At 32.0% G+C, this 24,556-nt stretch carries 20 protein-coding genes and 1 riboswitch; of the genes, 6 read left to right on the top strand and 14 right to left on the bottom strand.

Annotated features, from left to right (window positions below):
• Positions 1 to 257: 257 nt before the first annotated feature.
• The 7 genes from ACK2WO_RS04285 to ACK2WO_RS04255 all read right to left on the bottom strand — a co-directional run bounded on the left by ACK2WO_RS04285 (position 258) and on the right by ACK2WO_RS04255 (position 9,639).
• Positions 258 to 2,738 (bottom strand): cell wall-binding repeat-containing protein, encoded by a 2,481-nt coding sequence (locus ACK2WO_RS04285; RefSeq protein WP_414698487.1) that lies wholly within the window; start codon positions 2,736 to 2,738, stop codon positions 258 to 260.
• A 34-nt stretch (positions 2,739 to 2,772) separates the two neighbouring features.
• The gene (locus ACK2WO_RS04280) at positions 2,773 to 2,910 is read right to left on the bottom strand and encodes a hypothetical protein (RefSeq protein ID WP_414698486.1); all 138 of its coding nucleotides are present in this window, start codon (positions 2,908 to 2,910) and stop codon (positions 2,773 to 2,775) included.
• Between the two features lie 335 nt (positions 2,911 to 3,245).
• Entirely contained in the window at positions 3,246 to 4,121 is an 876-nt protein-coding gene (gene hslO, locus ACK2WO_RS04275; protein ID WP_178412741.1) for an Hsp33 family molecular chaperone HslO, read from the bottom strand.
• A 146-nt stretch (positions 4,122 to 4,267) separates the two neighbouring features.
• Positions 4,268 to 5,014, bottom strand: coding sequence for a class I SAM-dependent DNA methyltransferase (locus tag ACK2WO_RS04270; RefSeq protein WP_006439736.1), 747 nt, complete (start codon positions 5,012 to 5,014; stop codon positions 4,268 to 4,270).
• Positions 5,015 to 5,535: 521 nt separating this feature from the next.
• Positions 5,536 to 6,696 (bottom strand): M20 metallopeptidase family protein, encoded by a 1,161-nt coding sequence (locus tag ACK2WO_RS04265; RefSeq protein WP_414698485.1) that lies wholly within the window; start codon positions 6,694 to 6,696, stop codon positions 5,536 to 5,538.
• Between the two features lie 40 nt (positions 6,697 to 6,736).
• Entirely contained in the window at positions 6,737 to 7,861 is a 1,125-nt protein-coding gene (locus ACK2WO_RS04260) for an amidohydrolase (RefSeq protein ID WP_414698484.1), read from the bottom strand.
• A gap of 581 nt (positions 7,862 to 8,442) precedes the next feature.
• A complete protein-coding gene (locus tag ACK2WO_RS04255) occupies positions 8,443 to 9,639 on the bottom strand; it encodes an L-serine ammonia-lyase (protein ID WP_414698483.1) in 1,197 nt (398 codons plus the stop codon).
• Positions 9,640 to 9,859: 220 nt separating this feature from the next.
• Positions 9,860 to 10,025: riboswitch (Lysine riboswitch) on the top strand.
• Positions 10,026 to 10,252: 227 nt separating this feature from the next.
• On the opposite strand from ACK2WO_RS04255, the gene ACK2WO_RS04250 reads away from it, so the two are divergent.
• From ACK2WO_RS04250 to dapB (ACK2WO_RS04225), 6 genes are all read left to right on the top strand, one after another.
• Positions 10,253 to 11,257, top strand: a complete 1,005-nt coding sequence (locus ACK2WO_RS04250) for an aspartate-semialdehyde dehydrogenase (RefSeq protein ID WP_414698482.1) — start codon at positions 10,253 to 10,255, stop codon at positions 11,255 to 11,257.
• Positions 11,258 to 11,365: 108 nt separating this feature from the next.
• Positions 11,366 to 12,253, top strand: coding sequence for a 4-hydroxy-tetrahydrodipicolinate synthase (gene dapA, locus ACK2WO_RS04245; protein ID WP_414698481.1), 888 nt, complete (start codon positions 11,366 to 11,368; stop codon positions 12,251 to 12,253).
• A 161-nt stretch (positions 12,254 to 12,414) separates the two neighbouring features.
• The gene (gene dapB, locus ACK2WO_RS04240; protein ID WP_414698480.1) at positions 12,415 to 13,164 is read left to right on the top strand and encodes a 4-hydroxy-tetrahydrodipicolinate reductase; all 750 of its coding nucleotides are present in this window, start codon (positions 12,415 to 12,417) and stop codon (positions 13,162 to 13,164) included.
• A 193-nt stretch (positions 13,165 to 13,357) separates the two neighbouring features.
• Positions 13,358 to 14,071, top strand: coding sequence for a 2,3,4,5-tetrahydropyridine-2,6-dicarboxylate N-acetyltransferase (gene dapD, locus ACK2WO_RS04235; protein ID WP_414698479.1), 714 nt, complete (start codon positions 13,358 to 13,360; stop codon positions 14,069 to 14,071).
• A gap of 311 nt (positions 14,072 to 14,382) precedes the next feature.
• Positions 14,383 to 15,180, top strand: coding sequence for a lysostaphin resistance A-like protein (locus ACK2WO_RS04230; RefSeq protein WP_414698478.1), 798 nt, complete (start codon positions 14,383 to 14,385; stop codon positions 15,178 to 15,180).
• A 212-nt stretch (positions 15,181 to 15,392) separates the two neighbouring features.
• Positions 15,393 to 16,142 (top strand): 4-hydroxy-tetrahydrodipicolinate reductase, encoded by a 750-nt coding sequence (gene dapB, locus ACK2WO_RS04225; protein WP_414698477.1) that lies wholly within the window; start codon positions 15,393 to 15,395, stop codon positions 16,140 to 16,142.
• 90 nt (positions 16,143 to 16,232) lie between these two features.
• On the opposite strand, the gene ACK2WO_RS04220 is transcribed toward dapB (ACK2WO_RS04225), so the two are convergent.
• The 7 genes from ACK2WO_RS04220 to ACK2WO_RS04190 form a co-directional block, all read right to left on the bottom strand.
• Positions 16,233 to 16,388 (bottom strand): hypothetical protein, encoded by a 156-nt coding sequence (locus ACK2WO_RS04220; RefSeq protein ID WP_414698476.1) that lies wholly within the window; start codon positions 16,386 to 16,388, stop codon positions 16,233 to 16,235.
• A 250-nt stretch (positions 16,389 to 16,638) separates the two neighbouring features.
• Positions 16,639 to 17,178 (bottom strand): hypoxanthine phosphoribosyltransferase, encoded by a 540-nt coding sequence (gene hpt / locus ACK2WO_RS04215; RefSeq protein ID WP_118549755.1) that lies wholly within the window; start codon positions 17,176 to 17,178, stop codon positions 16,639 to 16,641.
• A gap of 713 nt (positions 17,179 to 17,891) precedes the next feature.
• Complete coding sequence (locus ACK2WO_RS04210) at positions 17,892 to 19,202, bottom strand: serine dehydratase subunit alpha family protein (RefSeq protein WP_414698475.1); 1,311 nt, start codon at positions 19,200 to 19,202, stop codon at positions 17,892 to 17,894.
• A gap of 718 nt (positions 19,203 to 19,920) precedes the next feature.
• Entirely contained in the window at positions 19,921 to 21,684 is a 1,764-nt protein-coding gene (locus ACK2WO_RS04205; RefSeq protein ID WP_414698474.1) for a sigma 54-interacting transcriptional regulator, read from the bottom strand.
• Between the two features lie 38 nt (positions 21,685 to 21,722).
• Positions 21,723 to 21,896: a hypothetical protein gene (locus ACK2WO_RS04200; RefSeq protein WP_414698473.1), complete on the bottom strand. Its 174-nt coding sequence runs from the start codon at positions 21,894 to 21,896 to the stop codon at positions 21,723 to 21,725.
• Positions 21,897 to 22,018: 122 nt separating this feature from the next.
• Positions 22,019 to 22,588, bottom strand: coding sequence for a methyltransferase domain-containing protein (locus ACK2WO_RS04195; RefSeq protein WP_414698472.1), 570 nt, complete (start codon positions 22,586 to 22,588; stop codon positions 22,019 to 22,021).
• 465 nt (positions 22,589 to 23,053) lie between these two features.
• A complete protein-coding gene (locus tag ACK2WO_RS04190) occupies positions 23,054 to 23,986 on the bottom strand; it encodes a sulfite exporter TauE/SafE family protein (protein WP_414698471.1) in 933 nt (310 codons plus the stop codon).
• Positions 23,987 to 24,556: the final 570 nt, after the last annotated feature.

Raw genomic sequence — 24,556 nt, 5'->3', positions numbered from 1 at the left:
TTAGATTTTTTAAATCAAGAAACATATTAACCACCTCACTTTTGATGATTTCGTAATTTTATTATTAAAATTATAACATACACATAAAATGTTTTGAACTTTTTTTATTTTCTTGTGAAATTTTTTCAAAAATAAAAGTAGGAAAGAAAATCTTCCCTACTTTATTTTGATTTATTCATATTTTAAATACTTTAATATATACTTTTGTTCTTTTTCAATTACTTTTAAAAGTTTATATATTAATTTATACTTTTCTTTTATTTTTCAAAGTCAACATCGAACTTCATTCCACCAACCTGGATTGTATTTTTCTTGTTTAATATCTTATTATCTGATTTTCTTCCAACTAATACAAGTCCATCGTCCTTAGCTATTGTTGAAGCTGTTAACGCATCAACTAAAGTTTCTCCGTTAGCGAAGTATAATGTTTCTGATGCTCCATAGAATTCGTTTATCATTTCTCTGTTAGTTTCGTATCTGTCATCTCCTGCTATTCTTTCAGCTTTGTATTTTTTAACTATTGAATCATTCATAACAGATTTTCCACCAACTACATAGTATGTTACACTTGATTTTCTGTCAGTACTTGAAGATTTTCCATTAGTTAATAATATTGGAGCTTCTTCTCTAGCAGCAACTGATGATGCTGACATTGCATCGGCTTCACCTTTGAATCCATTAACTACAAATGCTTTTTTGTAGTTTCCAAGTTTTTTAGCTACTAATTCTGATGTTTCAACTCTAGTTTTTCCACCTATTCTTTCAATTTTTATACCAGCTGCAGTTATTTCGTTAGCTACTTTTGCACTTATTGCATTTTCTCCACCTATTATGTATACTTTTTTAACTTTTTTTAGTCTATCCATTGTTACTTTTGGTATAGAGTCTTTTTTAGTTAATAGGATTGCACCTTTTTCTTTTCCTGCAAGACCTGAAGCTGATAGTCCGTCAGACATTGTAGATGTTGCGTTTACAAGAACAGCTGTGTCGTATGAGCCAAGTTTGTCAGCTATTTTTGCTGCTGTGTCGTATCTGTCTGATCCGATTATGCTAGTATGGTCATATGTTGGATGTATTGGTTTTGATGGAACATATATTTTTTCCCATTGTGCTGTAAATTCAAGATTATTTGTTAATGTTATCTCTGTATCTACTTTGTATTCATTTCCATTATTATCTTTCCATGATAAGAAGTTATACTCTCCATCACGTTCTGGTTTTGGTAATGTTATTTTTTCATTCTCATATCCATTTAATGTTAAAACTTTACCTGTACCATCATTATAATTTAATTTAACTGTATATGATTTTTTTTCTGGCTCATCTGGTTTTGAAGGCTCTGGTTTTTTAGTTGGTGTTATATTAGAATTAGATGATGAATTATCTGTCGCATCTTGTAATGTTCTATGATAAGTAAATAAACTAACATCGTTGTTTTCTTCATCCTTGCCTTTATTTTCAAGTTCATATTTTAATTCATCACTAACAAAATCTTTTACTGATTTATCAAAACTTCCACCTGTTACTTTAATCTTATTAGTTTCATCAGTTGTTTTATCAGTTAACTCTTTAAAATTTCCACCTTCTATATTTATTTTAGCTTCAACTTTATCAGATAAATTAGTTGTAATTATATCTCCTTCAAATTCGCCTCCATGAACATCTATAGTAGCTTCTGTATTATAGTCTTTATGCACATGTGCTCTTATAGAAGCTGTTGTTCCCTTAAAGCTTCCTCCTTCTATCTTTAAAGTTCCCCCTGAATTATATATATACGCTCCATATCCTTCATCATCTTTCATATGTTCTGTTTTAGCAGAATATGTTCCACTTTTTACAGTTACTACTCCACCATATCCAATACCAATAGCAGCTCTTGACCATGTATAACCACCATCATAATCTCCTGTAACAGTCCAATCATTATTAGATAATACCGCATTACCTCCAGCCATTTCTACAACAGGTCCTTGTTTCATAATAGCTTTTGTATTTTCAATTGTAACAGTACTTGCTTCAGTAGTATCTAAAATATCAAAATATAATGCTCTTGTTCCGTCATAGAATTCAGAATTTTTAATAGTTGCATTATAAGTGCTAAAAGATTCTCCATTAGTACCAATAATCTGATTATTAGTATGAACAATAATTCTATCTACTTCTAATGTTCCTGTTTTCATATCCTTAGTAGCATTAATTCTAAATAATCTTCCGTTATCAGTATTTCCCGAATAATTTCCTCCTAAAATTTTAAAATTCTTAACATATGCTTCAACAAATCCATATGATCCTGTATTTGATTCCGGAATTACCATACCACCTTTATTTGCTTTAATTGTAAAATTCTCTGTCTTAACCACAAATGGTCTTTTAGCTGCATTATCCGTAATTGTAAAATCTCCTAAGTTTAAAGTTGTATCTTTTGTAATTTCAATAATCTCATTAACTTCAACATCTCTTAATAACTTAACTTCTCCACCAGCTTCCAAAGCTTCTTTTAAAGTAGTATATTCAACACCATCCGCACTAGCTTCGTTTCCACTAGCTTTTCTTACCTGACTATATAAGTCCACTTTATCTTCTCGAACACCTTCAATACTAGCTACTTCTTTATTAACCTGTGAAACCTCTTTGTTCGCATTTAAATCTTTTGCCGCATAAATAGTCCCATTAGCACTTGGAACTAACATAGCCGTAGCTAACAAAAATGCCAAAACCTTTGATTTCTTCTTATTCATACTATACCTCCTCAAACAAAAAGCACAGAAAAAACTACACTCCTAAAAAGTGAATTTCATCTGTGCTTATAATCAAACCTATATAATTTTTCGCATCAAAAGTAGCAGACTTATAGCTGTCTGTCTGTCTGTCTGTCTGTCTGTCTGTCCGTCTTGCAATTTTCCCAAACAAATAGCATAACTGTCAACTCCTTTAGATGATAAATTATTTATACCCATATTATAGCAAATCCAACAAAAATTTAAAATATATTTACAAAATAAAAAATTAAAAAAATATTCAAATTATATATAATAAAGTATACGTACCTTATAACAAAACTGACTACAAAATAACTCTTTTCCAAAATTTCAAACCAAATCACAAACTGCAAAAAAGGGGAGCATATATCATATTCAACAACAATCTACAGACGCTTTCAACTTTGTTATTCGAACGGAGTTCGAACAAAACAAAGAAAGCGTCGAAGCCTGGAGTGAATATGATATTGCTCCCCTTTCCCTACATTACATCTCTTTTAAAATTTCCATTAACTCATCTTCATCATAATGATACTTCTTATTACAGAACTGGCAAGTAACTTCTGCCTGGTGGTCTTCCTCGATAATCTCAGCAAGCGCCTTTTTACCCATTGCGATAAATGCCTTCTTAACTCTATCCTTAGAGCAAACACATCTAAATCCTACCTCTACCTTGTCAAGAATTACAGGATCTAAACCTTCAAGCACTAAATTAAGCACATCCTCAGGAGTTAATCCTTCTCTGTACATCTCTGTGATAGATTTTATCTTACCTACATTTTCTTCAAGCTGGCAAATTGTAGCTTCTGTCGCATCTGGCATAAGCTGCACGATAAATCCTCCAGCATGTTCAACTTCATAGTGAGTTGTGTAAACACCTAGTGAAACAGCTGATGGAGTCTGTTCAGAAACTGTGAAATAGTATGTGAAATCTGCTGCTATTTCCCCAGAAACTATCGGACATAATCCATTCACTGGCTCTCTAAGCCCTAAATCTTTTATTACTTTTAAAGTACCTTCTGTACCTACTGCACCTGCTACGTTTAATTTTCCGTTTGGATAGTTTTCAACCTGAACATCCGGGTTTGCAACATATCCTCTAACAAATCCCTGTGCATCAGAAGTTGCAAGTATTGTTCCTATTGGCCCATCACCTTTTATTATAGATGTTAACTCGTCGCCTTTATTTTTCATCATAAGCCCCATCATTGATGTAGCTGTTAAAGTTCTTCCAAGTGCTGCAGTTGCAACCTTTGTAGTTCCATGAGATTTTCTAGCTTCTTCAACTAAATTTCTTGTAGTTGCAACAAATGCTCTAACTTCCCCATTCTTAGAAGTAGCTCTTATTACATAATCTTTCATTAAAATTCTTCCTTTCATATATACAAATTTCTAAAATTATTCTTCTAAATTCTACTTTTTTTAACTAAACTGTATTTTTTATAAAAAATACTATTTTACTAAACAAACACTATTTTTTAACTAAATCCAGTTTTTCCAACCAAATCCTATTTTCTACCTACAAAGAATACTCTCTCTGAATCTTTCTTTGGTTTTTCAAATGCAAAATCTCCATAAGCCTTGATATCTCTAAATCCTGCATCTGCTAATTTTTCTAAAATATCCTCTGTTTCGTAAGCTCTCTGCTGGTGAACTTCATCAAATCTGTCAAAAGTACCATCCTCGTTTTTCACAAAGAATGTAAGTTCCATTTCGACTAAATCCTCTTCTGGATCGAAATAGTTCTGCCACATATACACGACATCTTCTCTCTTCTCAGCAAAAGTATTATTTCCAAGCACCTTAGATAATTTATAGTATGAACTAATATCAAATATAAATATCCCGTCCTCTTTTAAAAGCTCGTGAGCCTTTGAAAATACATACTCTAAATCATCGTCATAAGTTAAATAATTGAATCCGTCACAAGCGCAAAGTATGCAATCAAGATTTGGCACATCAAAATCAAGCTCAGCAATATCCTGCTGTAAAAGAACAAGCTGCACACCTTCCTCTTCTGCCTTTTCCATAGCAACCTCAAGCATTTCCGCAGAAATATCTATCCCCGCTATATCGTATCCTTTCTTAGTTAGTGGTATAGTCAAATTCCCTGTACCACAAGCTAACTCAAGAATATTCTGCACCTCAGCACCTTCACTTTTGATAATCTCTTCTATATATTCAACCCATCTATCATAATCGACATCGTCCATCAATTCGTCGTATATAAATGCAAAATCTCTATACTGATCCATCTCAAATCTCCCAACATAAAAATATTTTTCTAAAACTAAAACATCTCAAAACCATATCGGTCAAAATATCAAAACTTGAAATATAAACACTTACACAACAAATATCCACACTCATACATAGTATATACCTCAAACTCAATATTTCTAACCATTATAGCATAAAGTATATTATATCATAAAAAATACTATAAGCGCCACATACTCCACATTCACTTATACAAAATTAATGGACTATAAAAATAATTTACTTCATAAAAAAAGAAGGTAATAGCCAAAAAACACGATAACACTACAATCGTCACACAACTCCTCTCATATAAATTATATATAAAAAAATAAATGGCCATTATTAAGGATTTTGTATGAGTCAATCTAAGACTTAAACACAAGAAGCTCGCATCGACAATACTGCAAGCGCCACGAACCTATAAATGTGTTACATAAAAGTGCGTGGCGCTGAAGCCCTGGAGAGCGAGCAATTGTGTTAAGTCTTGACTCATCAAAATCCTTACAACAGCCATCTATTTTTCTATCATATTTTTATATTCCATTAATTTTCTATACACTTCAACCCCATTTAAAATTATTTTTTCATCGAAGTCAAACTGTTCATTGTGAAGTCCCGCAGTGAATCCTTTTTCCTCATTTCTCGTACCTACATTAAAGAAAAATCCTGGCACCGCTCTTTGGAAGAATGCAAAATCCTCTGCACCCATCCGGAAATCAAGCTCCACAACATTATCCCCTTTAAAAGCATCTTTAAACTCTTGATACAAATTATCGTCATTTATCACAGCCCGACACTCATTACAAACACTCATCTCAATCTTACAATCGTACTTAGCTGCAGTAAATTCGCAAATCTTCTTCATCCTATCAAGCACATTTGCGTAAACCTCGTCCTTTGCATATCTAACAGTACCTTCTAAAGACACATTTTCAGCGACGATATTTCTTCTAGCTCCCCCTCTTATCTTACCAACTGTGATAACTGCACTGTCTATTGGACTAACATTTCTCGACACAATTGTCTGAAGAGAATTAATTACCTCAGCAGAAATCACAATTCCGTCGATACCATTTTGAGGCATTGCACCATGTGCACTCTTAGACACGATATTTATCTCAAAATCTATTGTCCCAGCCATCATAGGCCCTTTTTTAATTCCTATCACACCCTCATCAAGCAGCGGATTTACATGAAGTCCGTATATCTCATCAATTCCGTAATAGTCTATAATTCCATCCTTCACCATATCTTCAGATCCACCAGGCCCTTCCTCTGCAGGCTGGAATATGAACACAAAATTGTCCTTTAACTTATCCTTATTGTCGTTTACATACTTGATAAGCCCTAAAAGTATCGACATATGCCCATCATGTCCACAAAGGTGCTTAACTGTTCCGTCCTTAGACATAAGTCCGTCGATGTCTGCTCTAAATGCGACCGTCTTCTGTGCATCTTTCCCTTTTATAATTCCTGCAAGCCCAGTTTCTAGCCATTTCTTGCTCTCTAAACCAAGTCCGTCTAAAACAGATTTTATATAATCGTAAGTCTTAAACTCAACTCGCCCTTCCTCAGCAATACAGTGTAAATTCTTTCTATAATCGTACACACTGTCCTTTAAATACATTACTTTATCTAAACATTCTTTATTACATACGCAATTTTTCTCTTCCATAATATCACCACCAAACGTCTTTACAAAATCTTTTTTTAATCTATTTCTCCAACGATCCTTTATACTCTAGCATTGAAACATATGCATCTAAAGCATTTACGCAAATCTTTTCATCAAAATTAAATCTCAAATTATGAAGCCCATTTACAAATCCTTTTTCCTCGTTTCTCGCACCCAACATAAAGAAAATTCCTGGCACTTCTTCCCGATAATATGAAAAATCATCTGCAATCATCAAAGGATCTAAAATCTCAACCTTATCCTCACCAACAGCCTCAACAAACTCCTGACAAAGCTCCGAATCGTTGTTTACAGGATGATAATCATCTCTAATAGTTACCTTAATCTCGCAATTAAATGCCTTTGAAAATCCGTCCGCAATTTCATAGAATCTATTCTTAATCTTTGAATACACCTCAGGTTTAAAGCATCTAATTGTCCCCTCAAGGTGAACGTGTTCGGCGATAATATTTCTTCTTGAACCACCTTCAACCTTGCCTATACTAACAACTGCATTGTCTGTTGGACTAACATTTCTCGAAACAATCGTCTGCATACTACTAACCAAAGATGCATAAATTGTAATCGCATCTATCCCAGCTTCTGGAGCAGAACCACCATGGCTACTCTTTCCGTAAATATCTATCTCAAAATCGCCAATTTGAGAAAGGAAATATCCTTCCCTAATACCGACTTTTCCTTCAGGAATCTCAGGATAAATATGAAGTCCATAAATCTGGTCAACTCCATAATGTTTCAAAATACCTTCTTTGACAAGATCCTCAGCCCCTCCAGGCCCTTCCTCTGCAGGCTGGAATATAAACACAAAATTATCATTTAACTTATCCCTATTAGTATTAACATATTCAACAAGCCCTAAAAGAATTGAAGTATGTCCATCGTGCCCACAAAGATGCTGCACACCGCACTCAGTCATAAGTCCGTCGATATCTGCTCTAAAAGCTATAGTTCTCTTTGCATCCTTCCCGCGAATAATCCCCGCAGTACCTGTTCCAAGCCACTCATCGTAGCCAACACCCAATTTATCTAAATACCCTCTAATATATTCAGAAGTCTTAAATTCCTCTCTACCAAGCTCTGCAACCTCGTGCAAAACCTCTCTATGATGCTTCATAACATCAGCTAAATATGAAAAATCTCTCAAAATCTCACCCCTCTATCTAAAAATACATTTTGCATAATCATATTTTCATAAAAAAATTTTTAATCAATTAGTTTTTAACTAATCAATTTCTAAGCAATAAAATTTTAATCAATCAAAAACCTTATATCTAAAATTCTTGCATACCTAAAACATAACTAAAAAACAATTTATTTATAGTATACATTAAACAAAAACAAATACAAGAAAAAAACAAAAAGATTTCAGAATTTTTTCAAAAAATAAAACTTACACACTCTATCTAAAATATAAATCTTACTTTCACATAAAAATAAATTTCGCCAACACAAACATAAATTTCTCAAACACAAACTTTTCCCTAACCTCTACCACTAAACCTATATCCCCTTTGTCACCGAGCGTCAAAAACACTTCTTCTCTTAATTAATTGTATAATCGTAAACTGTTGCAACTTTTGCTAAATGCTTCTCTTTTTGCTCGAATTTTATAAATAAATCGAACTCGACAATGCAACTTGATTGCCTGGAGAGGAGATTATTTATAAAATCCGAGTATAAAAAAAGAGACCATTGCAAAATTGCAACAGTCCCAAGATATACCAATTAGCAAGAGAAGAAGTGTTTAGCTAATCCTCCTTTAGCTGTTTCTTTATATTTATCATGCATGTCAAGTCCAGTTTCTTTCATTGTTTCAACAACCTGGTCTAATGAAACAGAATGTTCCCCATTTGTTATCATAGCATACTTAGCTGCATCAAAAGCTCTCTGTGCTGCCATAGCATTTCTTTCTATACAAGGTATCTGAACATATCCGTAAACTGGGTCGCAAGTCATACCTAAGTGGTGTTCAAGAGCTATCTCAGCTGCGTATTCTATATGGTCTATAGAACCACCCTGAAGATAAGCAACTGCTCCAGCTGCCATTGAACATGCAGCACCTACTTCACCCTGACATCCAACTTCTGCACCTGAAATAGACGCATTAGTTTTTATTATATTTCCTATTATACCAGCTACTATTATAGCTTCGTTTACCTGTTCATCGGTTAAATTCATGTAATCTTTCATAGCGAAGAATATACCTGGTAGAACACCTGCAGAACCACAAGTTGGTGCAGTTACTATTATATTCCCAGAAGCATTCTGTTCAGAAGCTGCTAGTGCATAAGCGTAAACTAATGTAGAGAAGTCGTTAGTTTTTTTGAAGTTTTCATAGAATACTCCTGCTCTTCTCTTTAAGTGTAATTTTCCTGGTATTACTTCATTAGTAGCTAATCCTTCTTCTATTGATTTTTTCATAGCTTCTCTTATTGTATTTATGTGATCCATTATGTCACTATCTTCATTTTCTAATGCAAAATCAACTAATGTTTTGTTATTGTCTTTACACCATTTTACTATCTCGTCCATAGTACTTAGAGGATATGTTTCTTTAACTGCAGAAGTATTTCTCTTTCCTTCTTCAGCAAGAGACCCACCACCTACTGAGAATACTTCCCACTGTGCAGTAGTGTTTCCGTCTTTATCAAGAGCTTCAAGTAACATCCCATTTGGATGGAAGTCTTTTATTATATCTTCTCTCCATACTATCTCAACTTTTTTAGGAGCTATTGTTTTTATTATTATATAGTCAGTTAAATGACCAGCACCAGTAGCTGCTAAACTTCCATAAAGTGTAGCTCTAAAGCTATCTGCATCTGGATTTTCGTTTTTAAATCTTTCTGCCGCTCTCTGTGGACCCATTGTATGTGAACTTGATGGTCCGTTCCCGATTTTATATAACTCTTTTAAAGTATCCATATTATTCCTCCGTATTAAATAATTATTTTTATGTTTTCTATCTTTCTTTATTATACCTAATTTTTTGCAAAAAATATCGGTTTCTTTTAAAAAATTTGACATTGCCATGAAGTTTTTTAAATCGAATTTTTCTTAATATTCTTATTTGTTGTGCAAATTGGTGTTGCAATTTTTACTAGAATGTATTATTATTGCTTTAAGAGTTTAATTTAATATCTATAACCTGCGTAGAGGCGCTGTTTTCATTAGTAATACGGGCTAGTTGGCAAACTTATCTTGTATAAAAGGGAAAATGGCCGAAGAAATTATCTGGGCACAGATTTTTTCTGGGGTAGTATAGAATATATACTGCACTGTCACTTGTTTAGTGTTGAGCTACAAGGTTTACTTTGCTATAAGAATTTATAGACGTACAAGGTATTCCTTTGTGCGTCTTTTGTGTATATAGAACTTTTTTGACTGTTATTTAACTTTCATGAATAAGAATGTTATTTAACTTTTACAAGTAATTTATACATAAAAATTAACGTAGACCTAATTATTTAGCTTTAAAAGTTTAAATTTGCAGATAGAATATTAAAAATAATGTATAATGTTTATGAGGTGATTTTTAATGAAAAAAGTAAATTTAGCAGTAGTTGGTGCTACTGGTATGGTAGGAAGAACATTCCTAAAAGTTTTAGAAGAAAGAGAATTCCCAATAAATGATTTATATCTTTTCTCTTCTTCAAAATCAGCAGGTAAAAAAATAACTTTCGCTGGAAAAGAATACACTGTTGAAGAATTAACTGAAGATTCATTTACTGGAAGAAACATAGATATCGCTTTATTCTCAGCTGGAGGTTCTACAAGTGGAAAATTCGCTCCAATAGCTGCAGCAAATGGCGCTTTAGTTGTAGACAACTCTAGTTTCTGGAGAATGGACCCAGAAGTTCCACTAGTTGTTCCTGAAGTAAATCCAGAAGCAATAAAAGAACACAAAAAAGGAATAATAGCTAACCCTAACTGTTCTACAATTCAGGCTATGTTACCATTAAAAGCATTACATGATAAATACACTATAAAAAGAATAGTATATTCTACATATCAGGCTGTTTCTGGTTCTGGTGTTAAAGGTGTTGAAGATTTAGAAGAAGGATCAAAAGGAAATCCAACAGGATTCTACCCACATCCAATAGCTTTCAACTGCCTTCCTCACATAGATTCATTCTTAGACAATGGATACACTAAAGAAGAAATGAAAATGGTCAACGAAACTAGAAAAATCCTTTGCGATGATTCTATAAGAATAACTGCTACTACTGTAAGAGTACCAGTTAAAAACGGACACAGTGAGTCTATAAACCTTGAATTCGAAAAAGATTTCGATTTAGACGAACTTGTAGCTACTTTAGCTGCTATGGAAAATGTTGTTGTTGTTGATAACCCAGCAGAAAACCTATACCCTACTGCAGCTGAATTCTCTGATAGAGATGAAGTATTCGTTGGTAGAATAAGAAGAGATTTCAGTGTTGATAGCGGTGTAAACCTATGGGTTGTAGCTGACAACATAAGAAAAGGTGCTGCTACTAATGCAGTTCAGATAGCTGAAAAAGCTATAGAAATGGAATTAGTTTAAAATTAATTTATAAATTAAACTATATTTTGAGAATGTTTAACATAATATTGTAAAATATTACAATACTATTAAATAATTATATTTTTTAAGAAAAGGGGTCGATCTCAAATGTTATTTAAAGGTTCTGCAGTTGCTCTTGTAACACCATTCACAAAAGATAATAAGGTAAACTTCGATAAATTAGCTGAACTTATCGAATATCATATAGAAAACAAAACTGACGCTATAGTTTCTTGCGGTACTACTGGTGAAGCTACTACAATGTCAGATGAAGAAATACTTTCTGTTTTAGAATTTACAGTTAAAAAAGTAAACGGAAGAATACCAGTTATAGCTGGAACAGGATCAAACAATACTATGCATTCTGTTGAATTAAGCCAGAAAGCCGAAGCTCTTGGTGTTGACGGATTATTAATAATAACTCCATATTACAACAAAGCTAACAAATCTGGTCTTAAAAAACATTTCGTAACAATAGCAGAAAGCGTTAATATACCAATAATCTTATACAACGTTCCTGGAAGAACTTGTATGAACATATCTCCAGCTTTAATAGCTGAACTTGCTCAGGTTCCTAATATAGTTGCTGTTAAAGAAGCTAGTGGAGATTTAGGACAGGTTGCTGAAATAGCAAGCTTAGTTCCAGAAGATTTCGCTATATACTCTGGAAACGACGATTCAATAGTTCCTCTATTATCATTAGGAGGACATGGGGTTATATCTGTTCTTGCTAACGTATGCCCTAGAGAAACTCACGATTTAGTTGAAAAATATCTTGAAGGAGATGTTGAAGGTTCAAGAAAAATACAGTTAGATTTAGACGCTCTAATCGCTGCATTATTCATAGAAGTAAATCCTATACCAGTTAAAACTGCTATGAATTTACTTGGATTTGAAGTTGGAGATTTAAGACTTCCACTTGATAATATGGACCCTGCTAATCTTGAAGTTCTTAAAAAAGAATTGATAAATGCAGGACTTAAAGTTCAGGCTTAGTAATTTGTAAATCATTGGATTGCAGAAGGTTGGATTTATATCTGATATTTTGCAATCCAATTTTAAATTTATGATATAAAATAATTTAAATAAAATATAAACTTAATCAAGTTTTTAATAATTATACTTGAAAGAATTAAGTTTTAAATTAGGAGGAAATTATGTTAAGAGTAATATCTACAGGATACGACGGAAAAATGGGAAGAATAGTTGCTGAAACAGTAAGAGCAGATGAAAACTGCGAACTTGCTTTTGTTCAGGCTTACGATAAAAGTAAATGTGTACAGGATATAACAATATATGAAAAATTAGCTGATTGCGAAGAAAAAGGAGATGTTATCATAGACTTCTCTAACCACGCAAACTTAGACAACGTACTTGGATACGCTTTAAGAACTAAAACTCCAATAGTTATAGCAACTACTGGCTTTAATGATGAAGAAATAGAAAGAATACATAAAGCTTCTGAGGAAATACCTGTATTCTTCTCTTATAATATGTCTCTTGGGGTAAATATAATGGTTAAATTAGTTAAAGAAGCTGCAAAACTTCTTAACGGATTTGATATAGAAATAGTTGAAAAACACCACAACAGAAAAGTAGATGCTCCAAGTGGTACAGCTATAATGATAGCAAATGGTGTTAAAGAAGTACTTCCAGAATCTAATGTTGTAAACGGAAGATCAGGAAGAAGTTGTAAGAGACAGCCAGGCGATATAGGTATAAGTGCTGTTAGAGGTGGAACAATAGTTGGTGAACACGATGCATTATTCTGCGGAGATAGTGAAGTTGTAACTATAAGTCATCAGGCTCAGTCAAGACAGATATTCGCTAATGGTGCATTAGCTGCAGCTAAATTTATAGCTGGTAAAGAGTCTGGCTTCTACAACATGGACGATATGTTAAAATAATTTTCGCATCAATGTCTGTGTTAATTTTTAATTAATGTATTGACTTTAATTTATATATTAATTTTAATTGGTATGTATTTTTTAGAATGTATTAATATTTTAGGGATTAGATGTTAGTATATGATTCAAATGGGGAATAAAGTTATTAGCTAAGCTTTTTAGACTAATTTTTTTTAAAAGGGGGTTTACCTGTATGGTGAATTTAAATGATGCTTATGAAATAGCAAGATATATAAAGGAAGTTGAGAAAAAGACCCCTGTTAAGGTGTATGTAAATACTGAGCCATACAACTTTGAGTCTACTGACGAGTACAAAGTTTTTGGAACAGATTCTTCTCATATATTTATCGGGGACTACGATGCCATAATGGCTGCTCTTAATCAAAGAGAGGATTGTATAAGAGATATACATGTAGAATTTGATAGAAGAAATTCTGCTATTCCTCTAAAAAATACTCTTCACGAATCTGCTAGAATAGAACCAGGCTCAATTATTAGAGATATGGTTACTATCGAAAAGAATGCGGTAGTTATGATGGGTGCTGTTGTAAATATCGGTGCTGTTATCGGTGAAGGCACAATGGTCGATATGAATGCAGTTGTCGGCGCTAGAGGTACTCTTGGTAAGAATGTGCATCTAGGTGCAGGTGCTGTTGTCGCTGGTGTTCTTGAGCCACCTTCAGCAAATCCAGTTATTGTTGAGGACAATGTTATGATAGGTGCCAATGCAGTTATTCTTGAAGGTGTGAGAATAGGAGAAGGTGCCGTTGTTGCAGCTGGTTCTGTTGTTACAAAGGATGTTCCTGCAGGTGCTGTTGTCGCTGGTTCTCCAGCTAAAATTGTGAAGATGAAAGATGAAAAAACTAGTGAAAAAACAAAACTAATGGATGATTTAAGACAGTTGTAATACTAGGAAAATAAAAAATAGCTTACCTTGGCTCCAGGGTCAGACGTGTGTATTTGTCACCTGTTTTGGTGTTAGTAAAATACACGTCTTCCATTGTCGCTACGGTAAGCTATTTTTTTATTTCCATTATTATTCTAACTGGTTTAGTTGTGGGAAAGGTTGGAACAGGTTGTATTTTGCTTTGGTGATTTTTTACTGAATCCTATTTTTTATCTTATCTATTTTTTAGTATTTTTTATTTTATCTTAAGATTTTTTTTATTTTTCAGTTCTAAAATATAATTATGATTTATATTTTGAGGAGTTGATTTTATGAAAAAATTTTTAGGTAGTTTTGTCAAATCTTTCGTATTTTTTATCTGCTGGGCTCTTTTGGTTGGTTTTGTTTCTATTCCATCAAATAATCCTGTTTTATGGCGTTTTTATGCAGAGTTAATCCCCCTGTTATCAGTTATTTTAATATCTGTTATTTTTTATTTCATAGAAAGAAAAAATATAACTATTGTACCTATGCACCAATCTTTTAAAAGTATTGTTTTAGGTATTTGGGCAGGTAGTTTGTGGCTTGGTGTAGTTATTTTAACTCTATTTGCTACAAATACTATTTCATTTTTAGGCAAAAATTCAATAAGTTATTTAGCTATTTGGGCTATTTCGTGCTTTTTAAACGTTATTATGCAAGAAGTTTTAGTTAGAGGATATATTTATCAATTATTAAAAAGAAATTATAGTATATTCGTCTCTGCAATAGTAACTACTACACTTTTCTTATTCTGCCATGGTGGCGCTATTGAAGCAGGAATTATACCTATTTTAAATATTGTCACAATGAGTATTTTTATGACTTTAGCATTAGAATACACTCAAAGTATTATCACTCCAATAATTATTCATTTTGTTTGGAATTTTATAGGTGGAATAATTTTAGGAGGGGTTTCGTTAGCTGATGATTATCCTTCTGTGTTTAGACTTGCATATCATGGAAATGAACTTTTAACTGGTGGAGTTTGTAAAATTGAAGGTAGTATAGTTGTTTTAATTGTAAATATCATTTTTATTGTTTTATTCTATTATTTATTGAAAAAATCTATCTTAAAAAATAAATATTAATTTTTTAGTGTGATATAATTAAATTAACTTAATAGTTGAAGTAAAGGTAAAGCCACCGTTCCTGCTGCCAACAGTTTTTCGGTGGCTTTTTTCTTTTTTGTTAGATATACCGAAATAATATTTATTTTACCTCTACTCTATTCGTATATAAAATGTTAAAATTAAGTCATGGAAATTAATTTTTCTGAATTTTTAATTTTGGGGGTAAATTTATGTTAAGAGTTATTATATGTGGCTATAGTGGCGGCGTTGGTAAAATTTTAAGAGAGTGTGTTGCTAAAGACAGCGAGTGTGAGTTAGTTGCTGGTGTTAGCCGTTCTCTTGAGACAGGTACTTGTGACGGAGATGTTAAGTTATTCAAGAGTTTTGATGATTGCAATATTGAAGCTGATGCGATAATCGACTTCTCTCATCCTGATAATCTTGATTCTATGCTTAAATACGTTCTAAAAACTAAGACTCCTGTTGTTATCGCTACAACTGGATTTACTGCAGAACAGGATGCAGCTATTGAAGAAGTTTCTAAGGAAGTTCCTGTACTTCTTTCTCACAATACTTCAGTTGGGGTAAATGTTCTTATCGAGTTAGTTAAACAAGCTGCTAAGCTTCTTGATTTTGATATAGAAATAGTTGAAAAACATCATAATAGAAAAGAAGATGCTCCAAGTGGTACATCTAAGATGCTTATTTCTGCAATACAGGAAGTTCTTCCTGATGTTAAAGGTGTTTTTGGTAAATCTGGTAGAAGTTGTAAGAGACAGCCAGGAGATATTGGAGTTAGTTCTGTAAGAGGTGGAAATATAGTTTCTGACCACGATGTTTTATTCTGCGGTGACAGTGAAGTTGTAACACTTGCTCATCATGCACAGTCTAATGCAATTTTCGCTGAAGGTGCAATATTTGCTGCTAAAAAGATATTAGACAAAGAAAACGGATTATATGATATGAAGGATATATTATAAAACAAAAGGACAAGTGTAAATGGATAACTTGATACTAGAATATCAGTATGATATAATAAAGAAAAGATGACTAGAGCAATAGCTAGGCTATTAATCTTTCTTGAATTTAATTACAAAAGAAAATGTAAAACCACCACTACGGCTAATAGATTGGTGGTTTTTTTCTTTTTTGTCTTTAGATAGTTTGTTTATTGCTACACCTACAAATATAGGTATCACAATTAGTGTTAATACTGTCTCTACCACAGACATAACCTCCCTTCTAAAATATAATTCTATTCGTTTTGCTTGTTATCTATTTGTAGACAAATTTTCAAAAAAATGATATACTTAATTTAGATAAATAGTTAATAAAAAAAGAGAAATCATAGCTTGTGGGTAAGCAATGTTTCCTCTAAAATATTTTTCAGGAATCACTCTTAGCGGCCAACTAGAGTGATTTTTTATATGCAAATAAAAAAGACCCTTGTAAATATACAAAGGTCTACTTCTCTAATTATCTATCTTCGTCTGTTACGTTGAATATGTATGGTACGTTTCTGAAGTAGTCTCCACAGTCAAATCCGTATCCAACAACGAATTTATCCTCTACTTCATATCCGCAGTAGTCTGGCACTAAGTCAACTTTTCTTCTTGAAGGTTTGTCTAATAGCACGCAGCTTTTTATACTTGCAGGGTTTTTAGCTTTTAAATGTTTAAGCACGAAATCCATAGTCACTGCACTGTCAGTTATATCATCAACTACAAGCACATCGTATCCTTCTAAATCTACAGTTACATCTGAAGATACTTTAACTGTTCCACTAGTTTCTTCTGAATTTCCGTAGCTAGATGTTGTCATAAAGTTTACTCTAAGTGGTAAATCTATGCTTCTAACTAAGTCTGCGCAGAATATAAAGCTTCCTCTAAGTAATGCAACTACCATTAATTTTTTATCTTTATAGTCTTCTGTTATCTGTGCTCCAAGTTCTTTTACTCTTTTTGCAATGTCCTCTTCTGTGTACATTGTTTCCCATTTCTTTTTAGTTATGTCCATTTTCTGGCCTCCGATTCTTTTGTTATACAGATTATTTTATACGAATTATTGAGTATTTTCAATACTTTAATAGAAAAATGCTATCTATAATGACTTAGATAAATCTACTTATTTAATTTTTTCCTTAATTTCACAAATATTCTCTAGTTAATAGTATTTTAAAGTTAAAAATCTTTCAAAAGGTATCTCAATTTTTTAATATGATATAATATAAAAGAAAGATAAGAATAACTTTTAGAAGGTAGCGCGGTTATTTTTCTCTTTTAAAACTAAGTTTAAAAGTAATAGTAAAACCACCACTACGGTCCAATAGTCTGGTGGTTTTTTACTTTTTTATCAGATATTTCAATTACATCTCCACCAAAATAAGCCTTTAAATAATTCTTACAAACATAATTCCAAAATATCCAGTATCGATTTTCGATTGCTATTTTTACCAAAAGTGTGCAATAGAAAACAACCGCACTTCTTTACTCAAACTAAGCCTTTAAATAAGTCTTATAAATATAATTTTCAGAAAGAACTTATCTTTATTATACCTTCTCTAATTTTACAAACTAGCGAAAAAAAGAGCTATTAAATCGAACTCGACAATGCAACTTGATTGCCTGGAGAGGAGATTAATAGCTCTTTTTCGCGTTTAAAAATAGAAAAGCCGTATCAATAAAGATACGACTTCTCTGGAAAATTATATTTTAAGATTATTTAAAGGCTTATTTATTCATTTCATTCATAACATCAAGTATTACGTTGTCAGTTACAGACATTCCTTCATCTCCAACACATCCTAATGCTCTAACACTTTCATCAACAGATCTACCAACTATACCATTAAGACCTGGAACTATACATCCTCTCTTAGCAAGTATAGCATTCTGAACTGCTGCAGAAGATGCTGTAGCTAATTTACAAGCACATCCTGGTTTTGCACCGTCACATATCATACCACTTAAGTTAGCTATCATATTTTCCATAGCTCCTTCTATCTGAGACTGTTCAGCATCCATTAACCAAGAAAGACCTGCTGTACATCCTATTGCAGCTGCAACACCACATCCACACATTGGAGATAATCTACCTGTGAAGTTTTTGATGTATGCAGTTATTAAATGAGATATTGCTAAAGCTCTAGCAACTCTTTCGTCGCTCTGAGGATTTCTTTCATTGTATGCAGCTATTGGAAGTATTGCTGTTAAACCGTGGTTACCACTTCCGTTTGAACTCATAACTGGCATCTTAACACCTGACATTCTTGCATCAGAAGCTGCTGATGTAAGCATCATTGCGTAGTTTACAAGGTCATCACCTAATTCTCCAGCTTTTATAGCTTCTTTAATTCCGAAACCTGTACCAACACCAGTTTTTTCTCTTAAACCAACTTCTGCCATAGCTCTGTTCATTTTTATACCATCAAGAAGGAATTTTATATCTTCAAAGTCCATTTTTTCTACATTATCAACTATTTCAGCAACTGTAGCATTGTCCATTAAAGTTTCTTTTCTTTCTTCTGTTGCACTTGTTTCTGTTGCACTTACTTCTTTTGGTTCATTATCTAATATAACTTCTCCATCTTTTGCAAGATATGTAAAGTTATCGTGTCTTCCTCTTATCTTAACTAATACTTCATGATTAGCACCTTTTAACATAACTTCTAAGTATATTTTATCAGCTGAATCAGTTGGCTCTACTGATATAGTATGTTCTTCTAAATATTTTTCTGATTCTCTAACTTCTTCTTCAGTTAAACCTTCAAGAACGCTTAATCCGTCTGCAGATTTTCCTCCAACTATACCCATACAAGCTGCAACTTTTAGTCCTAATATCTTACTTCCTGGTATACCAACACCCATTCCGTTTTTGAATATATTGTTACTTACTAACATTTTATTATCTACAACTTCTTCACCTAAAAGTTCTTTCGCTTTTGCACAAGCTAATGCTAATGCAACTGGTTCTGTACATCCAACTGCTGGCTTAACTTCATTTCTTAACATTTCAACTAATTCATTTCTTATATCTCTCATTTTACACCCTCCATATAATCTAATATCTCTCGTATTTTAATAACTTGTCTCTATATTTATAAATAATTCTAAATAAATTTTTACTTATCTTTTTAGATTATCTTATAATTCAATTACGCCATATATAATAAGCATACATCGTGCCAAAGTTTAAAAATATTTTTCTTAAAAATTACAAATGGCTAAATAACTAGCTTTGAAATGATTATTTTTAAAAATTATCAAATCAAAAGAAATTCTTATCAAAATCTAAAAACACAACATATTCTCATTTTGGATATAAAAAAATCTCATTTTGAGAAATAATCTCAAAATGAGAATATAATCTATAACTATATACCAAACACCTTTAAAAACTCCTATTAACCTAAAATAACCTAAAAAATTCCTACTAAACTAAAAACAACCTTCTCCAACCTCAACTCATTCCAAAAAAGCAACTTCTTTATAACTAAAATTGAAAACTTATAGAATTGCTGTAGAAAAGGGTTCATTATAATTAGCGCTCTCAATAATTCAAAAACATCTTACTTTATCTACTTCCATATAAGCAACTTCTTTATAGAAAAAATTGAAAGCTTATAGAATTAGTATGCGTGAGAATGAAATATAATAATCTCACTCGACAATATGAAGGCAGCACTGTGGTATTTCATATTTGATGAGATACCCTTGTGATGACTGAGTCTGGAGAGTGAATTATTATATTCATTCTTCGTTACTTAATTCCATACTTTTCAATTTTTCTATAAAGAGTTGCCCTCGATATTCCTAATGCCTTTGCCGCCAATTCTTTATCTTTTTTATACACACTATATCTTTTAAGTGCCTTTTGAATCTCTCTCTTCTCAAGCTCTTCAAGTGTCTCTATAGCAGAAGTCTCATCTTCCTCAAACTTCTCCTCATATTCCAAAATAGACTTTGGAAGAACATCGACCGTTATCTCACTTCCCTGAGCCATATTTACACTGTACTCAATACTATTTTGAAGCTCTCTAACATTTCCTGGCCAACCGTATTTAAGCATCCTATCAAGTGCAACCTCGTCAATTCCCTCTACATTTTTCTCAAGCTTCACAGAATAATCGTGAATCATATAATCTATCAAAAGAGGAATGTCTCCCTTTCTCTGAGAAAGACTAGGTAGCTTTATAGGGATAACATTTAGCCTATAGTATAAATCCTCCCTAAATGTACCCTCTTTAACCATACTCTCAAGATCTTTATTTGTAGCTGCAATTATCCTAACATCTATCTCAATATTAGACTTCGCACCTATTTTATTCACTTCCTTTTCCTGAAGCACTCTAAGAAGCTTTGACTGAAGATGTAAACTCATATCCCCAATCTCATCTAAAAACAAGCTTCCTTTGTGGGCAATTTCAAACATACCAAGTTTTCCACCTTTTCTCGCACCTGTAAATGCACCTTCCTCATATCCAAACAATTCACTTTCTAGCAAATTATCTGGAATGGCTGCACAGTTTACCGCAATAAATGGATACTCAGACCTCTTACTATGATTGTGTATCGCCCTTGCAAACAGCTCCTTACCTGTACCACTCTCCCCTGTTATAAGGACTGTAGACACAGACTGAGCTGCCATAATCGTCTCTTGCTTCACCTTTTTAATAGACTCACTTTCGCCGATTATATTATCAATCATTATGCTTCTATCTTTATTCATCTTATTGTAGTTTTTAATAGCTTCTTTTTTATCGGTAAAATCTATAACATAACCCTTAATCTCACCATTTAGCTCGATTCTACTCATATTATAAATCCCTTTAATCGTCTTACTTCCAATTTTATAATTAAAGCTCGAACTAAAAGAATGCCCTTTTCTATACTTATCTGGAATCTTGATAAATTTAAAAATATCAAAGATAATTTTCCCTGTAATATCGTCCTTTATATTGAACATCTTTTTAAACTTTAAATTATACTTATCTACTCTTCCGTCGACATCTATAGACACTACAGACTTATCCATACCGTCTACCAAAGTCTCAAGCTTCTTTTTTTCAATATCAAGCTCATAAGATTTTATTGCTGCCTTTAATTTCCCAGACAATAAATCAGCCATTCTAGTAAGGAAATTTACCATACCCTCGCTATTTGCCTCAATTATCTTTCTCTGCTCCTCTGAGAAAGCTATAAGCCCTATCACACCATAAGATTTCCCATCACAGACTATAGGACAACATATTTCCCCGAATTCATTACAATTACCAGCTCTACAACATTCTTTACAAATTGGACTAACTTTTGGATTGTCTATAACTATTACCTCGCCGTCTTGTAAAGACTTCTTAAACGCATATCCATCTATCTGCTCACCAATCTTATTTATATACTTCCCAGTACCCGCAATTCTGATAAGATTTTCGTCTACTATTGTTACATCTATTTTCAATACAGTCTCTATCGCATCTGCTATATTTTGTATATCATTTTTTATATAACCTAGCTCGATTTTCATAACAAAATACCTATCCTTTCTAAATTGTGAGTGTATATTTAAAATCTAAATGAATCAAATTTATTTTCCTTTTCAGTTATTTCTTCTAATTCCTTGTTCTTCATCATTCTTTTAATATCCTTTAATTCCACGTAAATTTTATTAAGCGTAAACTGAATAGATACCAACACCATGAATAGAACGACAACAAACACTAACTCATAATTAATCAAAAAATCATCTCCCTATTCTAAAAATAGGCCTGGCATAATCTGCCAGACCTATTAATTATATCATTCTATTTTATTTTTTAATATATTCAATGTTGCTTTATAAATTCTAAAGCTACGTGCTTTTATAACATTCTCTTTCTAGCTACATATACGTATTTTTTACTTTCGAAATCTTCCATAACACCATCAAATCTTAAATTAGAGAATATTCTTTTTATCTCACTTGGATTGCAGTGATTTGCACAAAGACCGCATATTCTTCTTTTTAGATATTTCATCTTATTTTTAATATTATCCATATTAAGATCTTCAAGTATAAGATCTCCATTATTTTTTAGAACCCTACTTATTTCTGAAGATGCTTTTTCGTAATTGCTAGTATGATTAAACTGTTCTAAGACAATTACTTTATTAAAGTAGTTATCTTCAAATGGAAGGTATTCTAATTTTCCTTTTACAAAATTGCAATTTTCATTATGCACTAGAGAATAGCACATATCTTCATAATCTGAATCTTCAAGTATTGTTACGTTTAACCCGCTTAATCTTAGCTCTTTTCCCAATCGACCAATATCACCTACAAGTAGTACTTTTTCACCTATACTGTAGTCAAGATGGTTTAAAAGAAAATCGACTCCATTTCCATTAAGCTTTTCATCTTCATCAGCTAAATGAAATAATACTTTTTTCACAACATTCACCTCTTTAACCCTTTTAAAATAATGATAATAAATAGCCCTTATATAATAAGGACTCCCCAAAATAATTTGTCCCGTATAAATTAAGGACTTTATAAAATAATAACCTCTTTATTTTATTTCCATATGTTAGATTATAGTCCCAAATCATCAACTATTCAATAGTTTTTTCACTTTAAGAATAAAAAGATATTGCTTGATTTTTCAGTATTTTTTTAACTTTTTTAAAAAACTTTTTCCTATTTTTCAGTAGTTTTTAAAAGAAAGCATTTGAAATTTAATTGCTTACTTTTTGTATAAATATATCTATAATGCCTATGTTTTTTAACTATGACTTTTTCTAATTTTAGATATATTCCATATCATTTACTAATAAATTAAAAAGGACTGTGTTTCCACAGTCCCTTAATAAAAATATATCTTATTCTACTTTTAATCCGTCTAAATATTTAAATCTAATTAGTCTATATTTAAATCTGTTAAATCTTCACTTTTTGCTTTGCATTCTGATTTGTTGCTTTTTAATTTTGTTACACCTGTTTTTAACATTGTTGTTGCTGTATAGAATATTACACATATTACTAAAACTTTTAGTAAATCCATAGATAGGCTGTTAACAAATAATACTGCTAAGAATACTCCGAATATACCACCTATTGTTATAGCAAGAGAAGATTTTCTTGGATACTGTCCTTCTCTTATGAATTCCATACCTGAGAATGGAAGAAGCATAGCACAAGAACCCATCATTATTGGGTATGCTGCTTTTGCTGACATTCCTAAAAGGTAAAGCATTGCCATACATGGTGCGTATAGTCCGATTCCTGCTGTCATAAGTGCTCCAAGTATGAAGTTACCTACTATACCTATTACTAATTTTGCTCCAGTTAATCCTAGTGCTGTTCCACCACCTGGCATTAAGTTTATCCAAGGTAATCCACAGAACATTACTATTCCTGTTACAAATAAAGCTATACCCATAACTACCTGAACTATTGCTTCATCAAGTTTTGATATTATTTTTGCTCCTATAACTGAACCAGCCGCAGCTGCTATTAATAATGATATTAAAGTTATTGGATCAACTTTTACTGATGTTATGAATATAAGCGCTTCTAAAACCGCTGGTATTGTACATGATACGTTAAGCATACCTGGTATGTGCTTATCTTTTATATTTAATTTTAAAGCTTTTGACATAGCTACAACTATTGCGAAAGACCCTATACCTAAAGTATCTGCAAAGTTTGCTACAAATCCTATGAACCCTGGTTTTTTCCAAGTTTCATCTTCTAACTGATTTACTTCCTTAGTTTTCTTGTAATCTTTTCCGAAAACTACTGCGAACATAGATGTAAAAACGATTAACATTACTCTTACTAAAGTTGCCATTTTTTTCTCTCCTTTTTTTAATTTTTAATTTTTATTTCTCGCTCTTCACTTAATATTTACTAACATAAATTTAATTTACTCAAGTAAATTTCAAATCCCTACAGGTTTTATACTATTTTTTTATTAATCCCTGCATTTAATAGATATTGTTTTCCCTTTTCAAGTTATTATTATAACAAGGCTTCAGGTCTTTTGCAATATTTTATTTGTTTTTCAGATAATTTTTATTTATTATTTTAACATAATCTGTATTTATATGTAATTTTTTTAAATATTTTTTATACTATTTTAATTTTTCTGAAAAATCACCTTTTATTCTTCTTTTTTTAATATAATTATGATATATAACATTCTATTCTTTTGTTATTTTTTATACAATCTTAATATTGTTTATTTTATTTAATTTATAATTTTATTTTATTCTTGACATTCCAAAAAACGTTTATTTTAATTATTGCGAGATTTTTATAGAATTTACCATCTGATTTTGAGATTTGCACTAAGCTCACTACTATATTTTTTTGACACAAAAAATAAAAATGTGCCGCATACTGTCTTATTTTTGGGAAA

It is taken from the genome of Peptacetobacter sp. AB845 (genome assembly GCF_047528295.1).
Lineage (GTDB): Bacteria > Bacillota > Clostridia > Peptostreptococcales > Peptostreptococcaceae > Peptacetobacter.
The sequence above is the reverse complement of the archived record's forward strand: the minus strand, read 5'-3'. Positions and strand labels throughout refer to the sequence as shown.

Coding starts and splice junctions, on each gene's coding strand:
- ACK2WO_RS04285 (WP_414698487.1), bottom strand. CDS start 2,738: ATGAATAAGAAGAAATCAAAGGTTTTGGCATTTTTGTTAGCTACGGCT.
- hslO (WP_178412741.1), bottom strand. CDS start 4,121: ATGAAAGATTATGTAATAAGAGCTACTTCTAAGAATGGGGAAGTTAGA.
- ACK2WO_RS04270 (WP_006439736.1), bottom strand. CDS start 5,014: ATGGATCAGTATAGAGATTTTGCATTTATATACGACGAATTGATGGAC.
- ACK2WO_RS04265 (WP_414698485.1), bottom strand. CDS start 6,696: ATGGAAGAGAAAAATTGCGTATGTAATAAAGAATGTTTAGATAAAGTA.
- ACK2WO_RS04255 (WP_414698483.1), bottom strand. CDS start 9,639: ATGGATACTTTAAAAGAGTTATATAAAATCGGGAACGGACCATCAAGT.
- ACK2WO_RS04250 (WP_414698482.1), top strand. CDS start 10,253: ATGAAAAAAGTAAATTTAGCAGTAGTTGGTGCTACTGGTATGGTAGGA.
- dapA (WP_414698481.1), top strand. CDS start 11,366: ATGTTATTTAAAGGTTCTGCAGTTGCTCTTGTAACACCATTCACAAAA.
- dapB (WP_414698480.1), top strand. CDS start 12,415: ATGTTAAGAGTAATATCTACAGGATACGACGGAAAAATGGGAAGAATA.
- dapD (WP_414698479.1), top strand. CDS start 13,358: ATGGTGAATTTAAATGATGCTTATGAAATAGCAAGATATATAAAGGAA.
- ACK2WO_RS04230 (WP_414698478.1), top strand. CDS start 14,383: ATGAAAAAATTTTTAGGTAGTTTTGTCAAATCTTTCGTATTTTTTATC.
- dapB (WP_414698477.1), top strand. CDS start 15,393: ATGTTAAGAGTTATTATATGTGGCTATAGTGGCGGCGTTGGTAAAATT.
- hpt (WP_118549755.1), bottom strand. CDS start 17,178: ATGGACATAACTAAAAAGAAATGGGAAACAATGTACACAGAAGAGGAC.
- ACK2WO_RS04210 (WP_414698475.1), bottom strand. CDS start 19,202: ATGAGAGATATAAGAAATGAATTAGTTGAAATGTTAAGAAATGAAGTT.
- ACK2WO_RS04205 (WP_414698474.1), bottom strand. CDS start 21,684: ATGAAAATCGAGCTAGGTTATATAAAAAATGATATACAAAATATAGCA.
- ACK2WO_RS04190 (WP_414698471.1), bottom strand. CDS start 23,986: ATGGCAACTTTAGTAAGAGTAATGTTAATCGTTTTTACATCTATGTTC.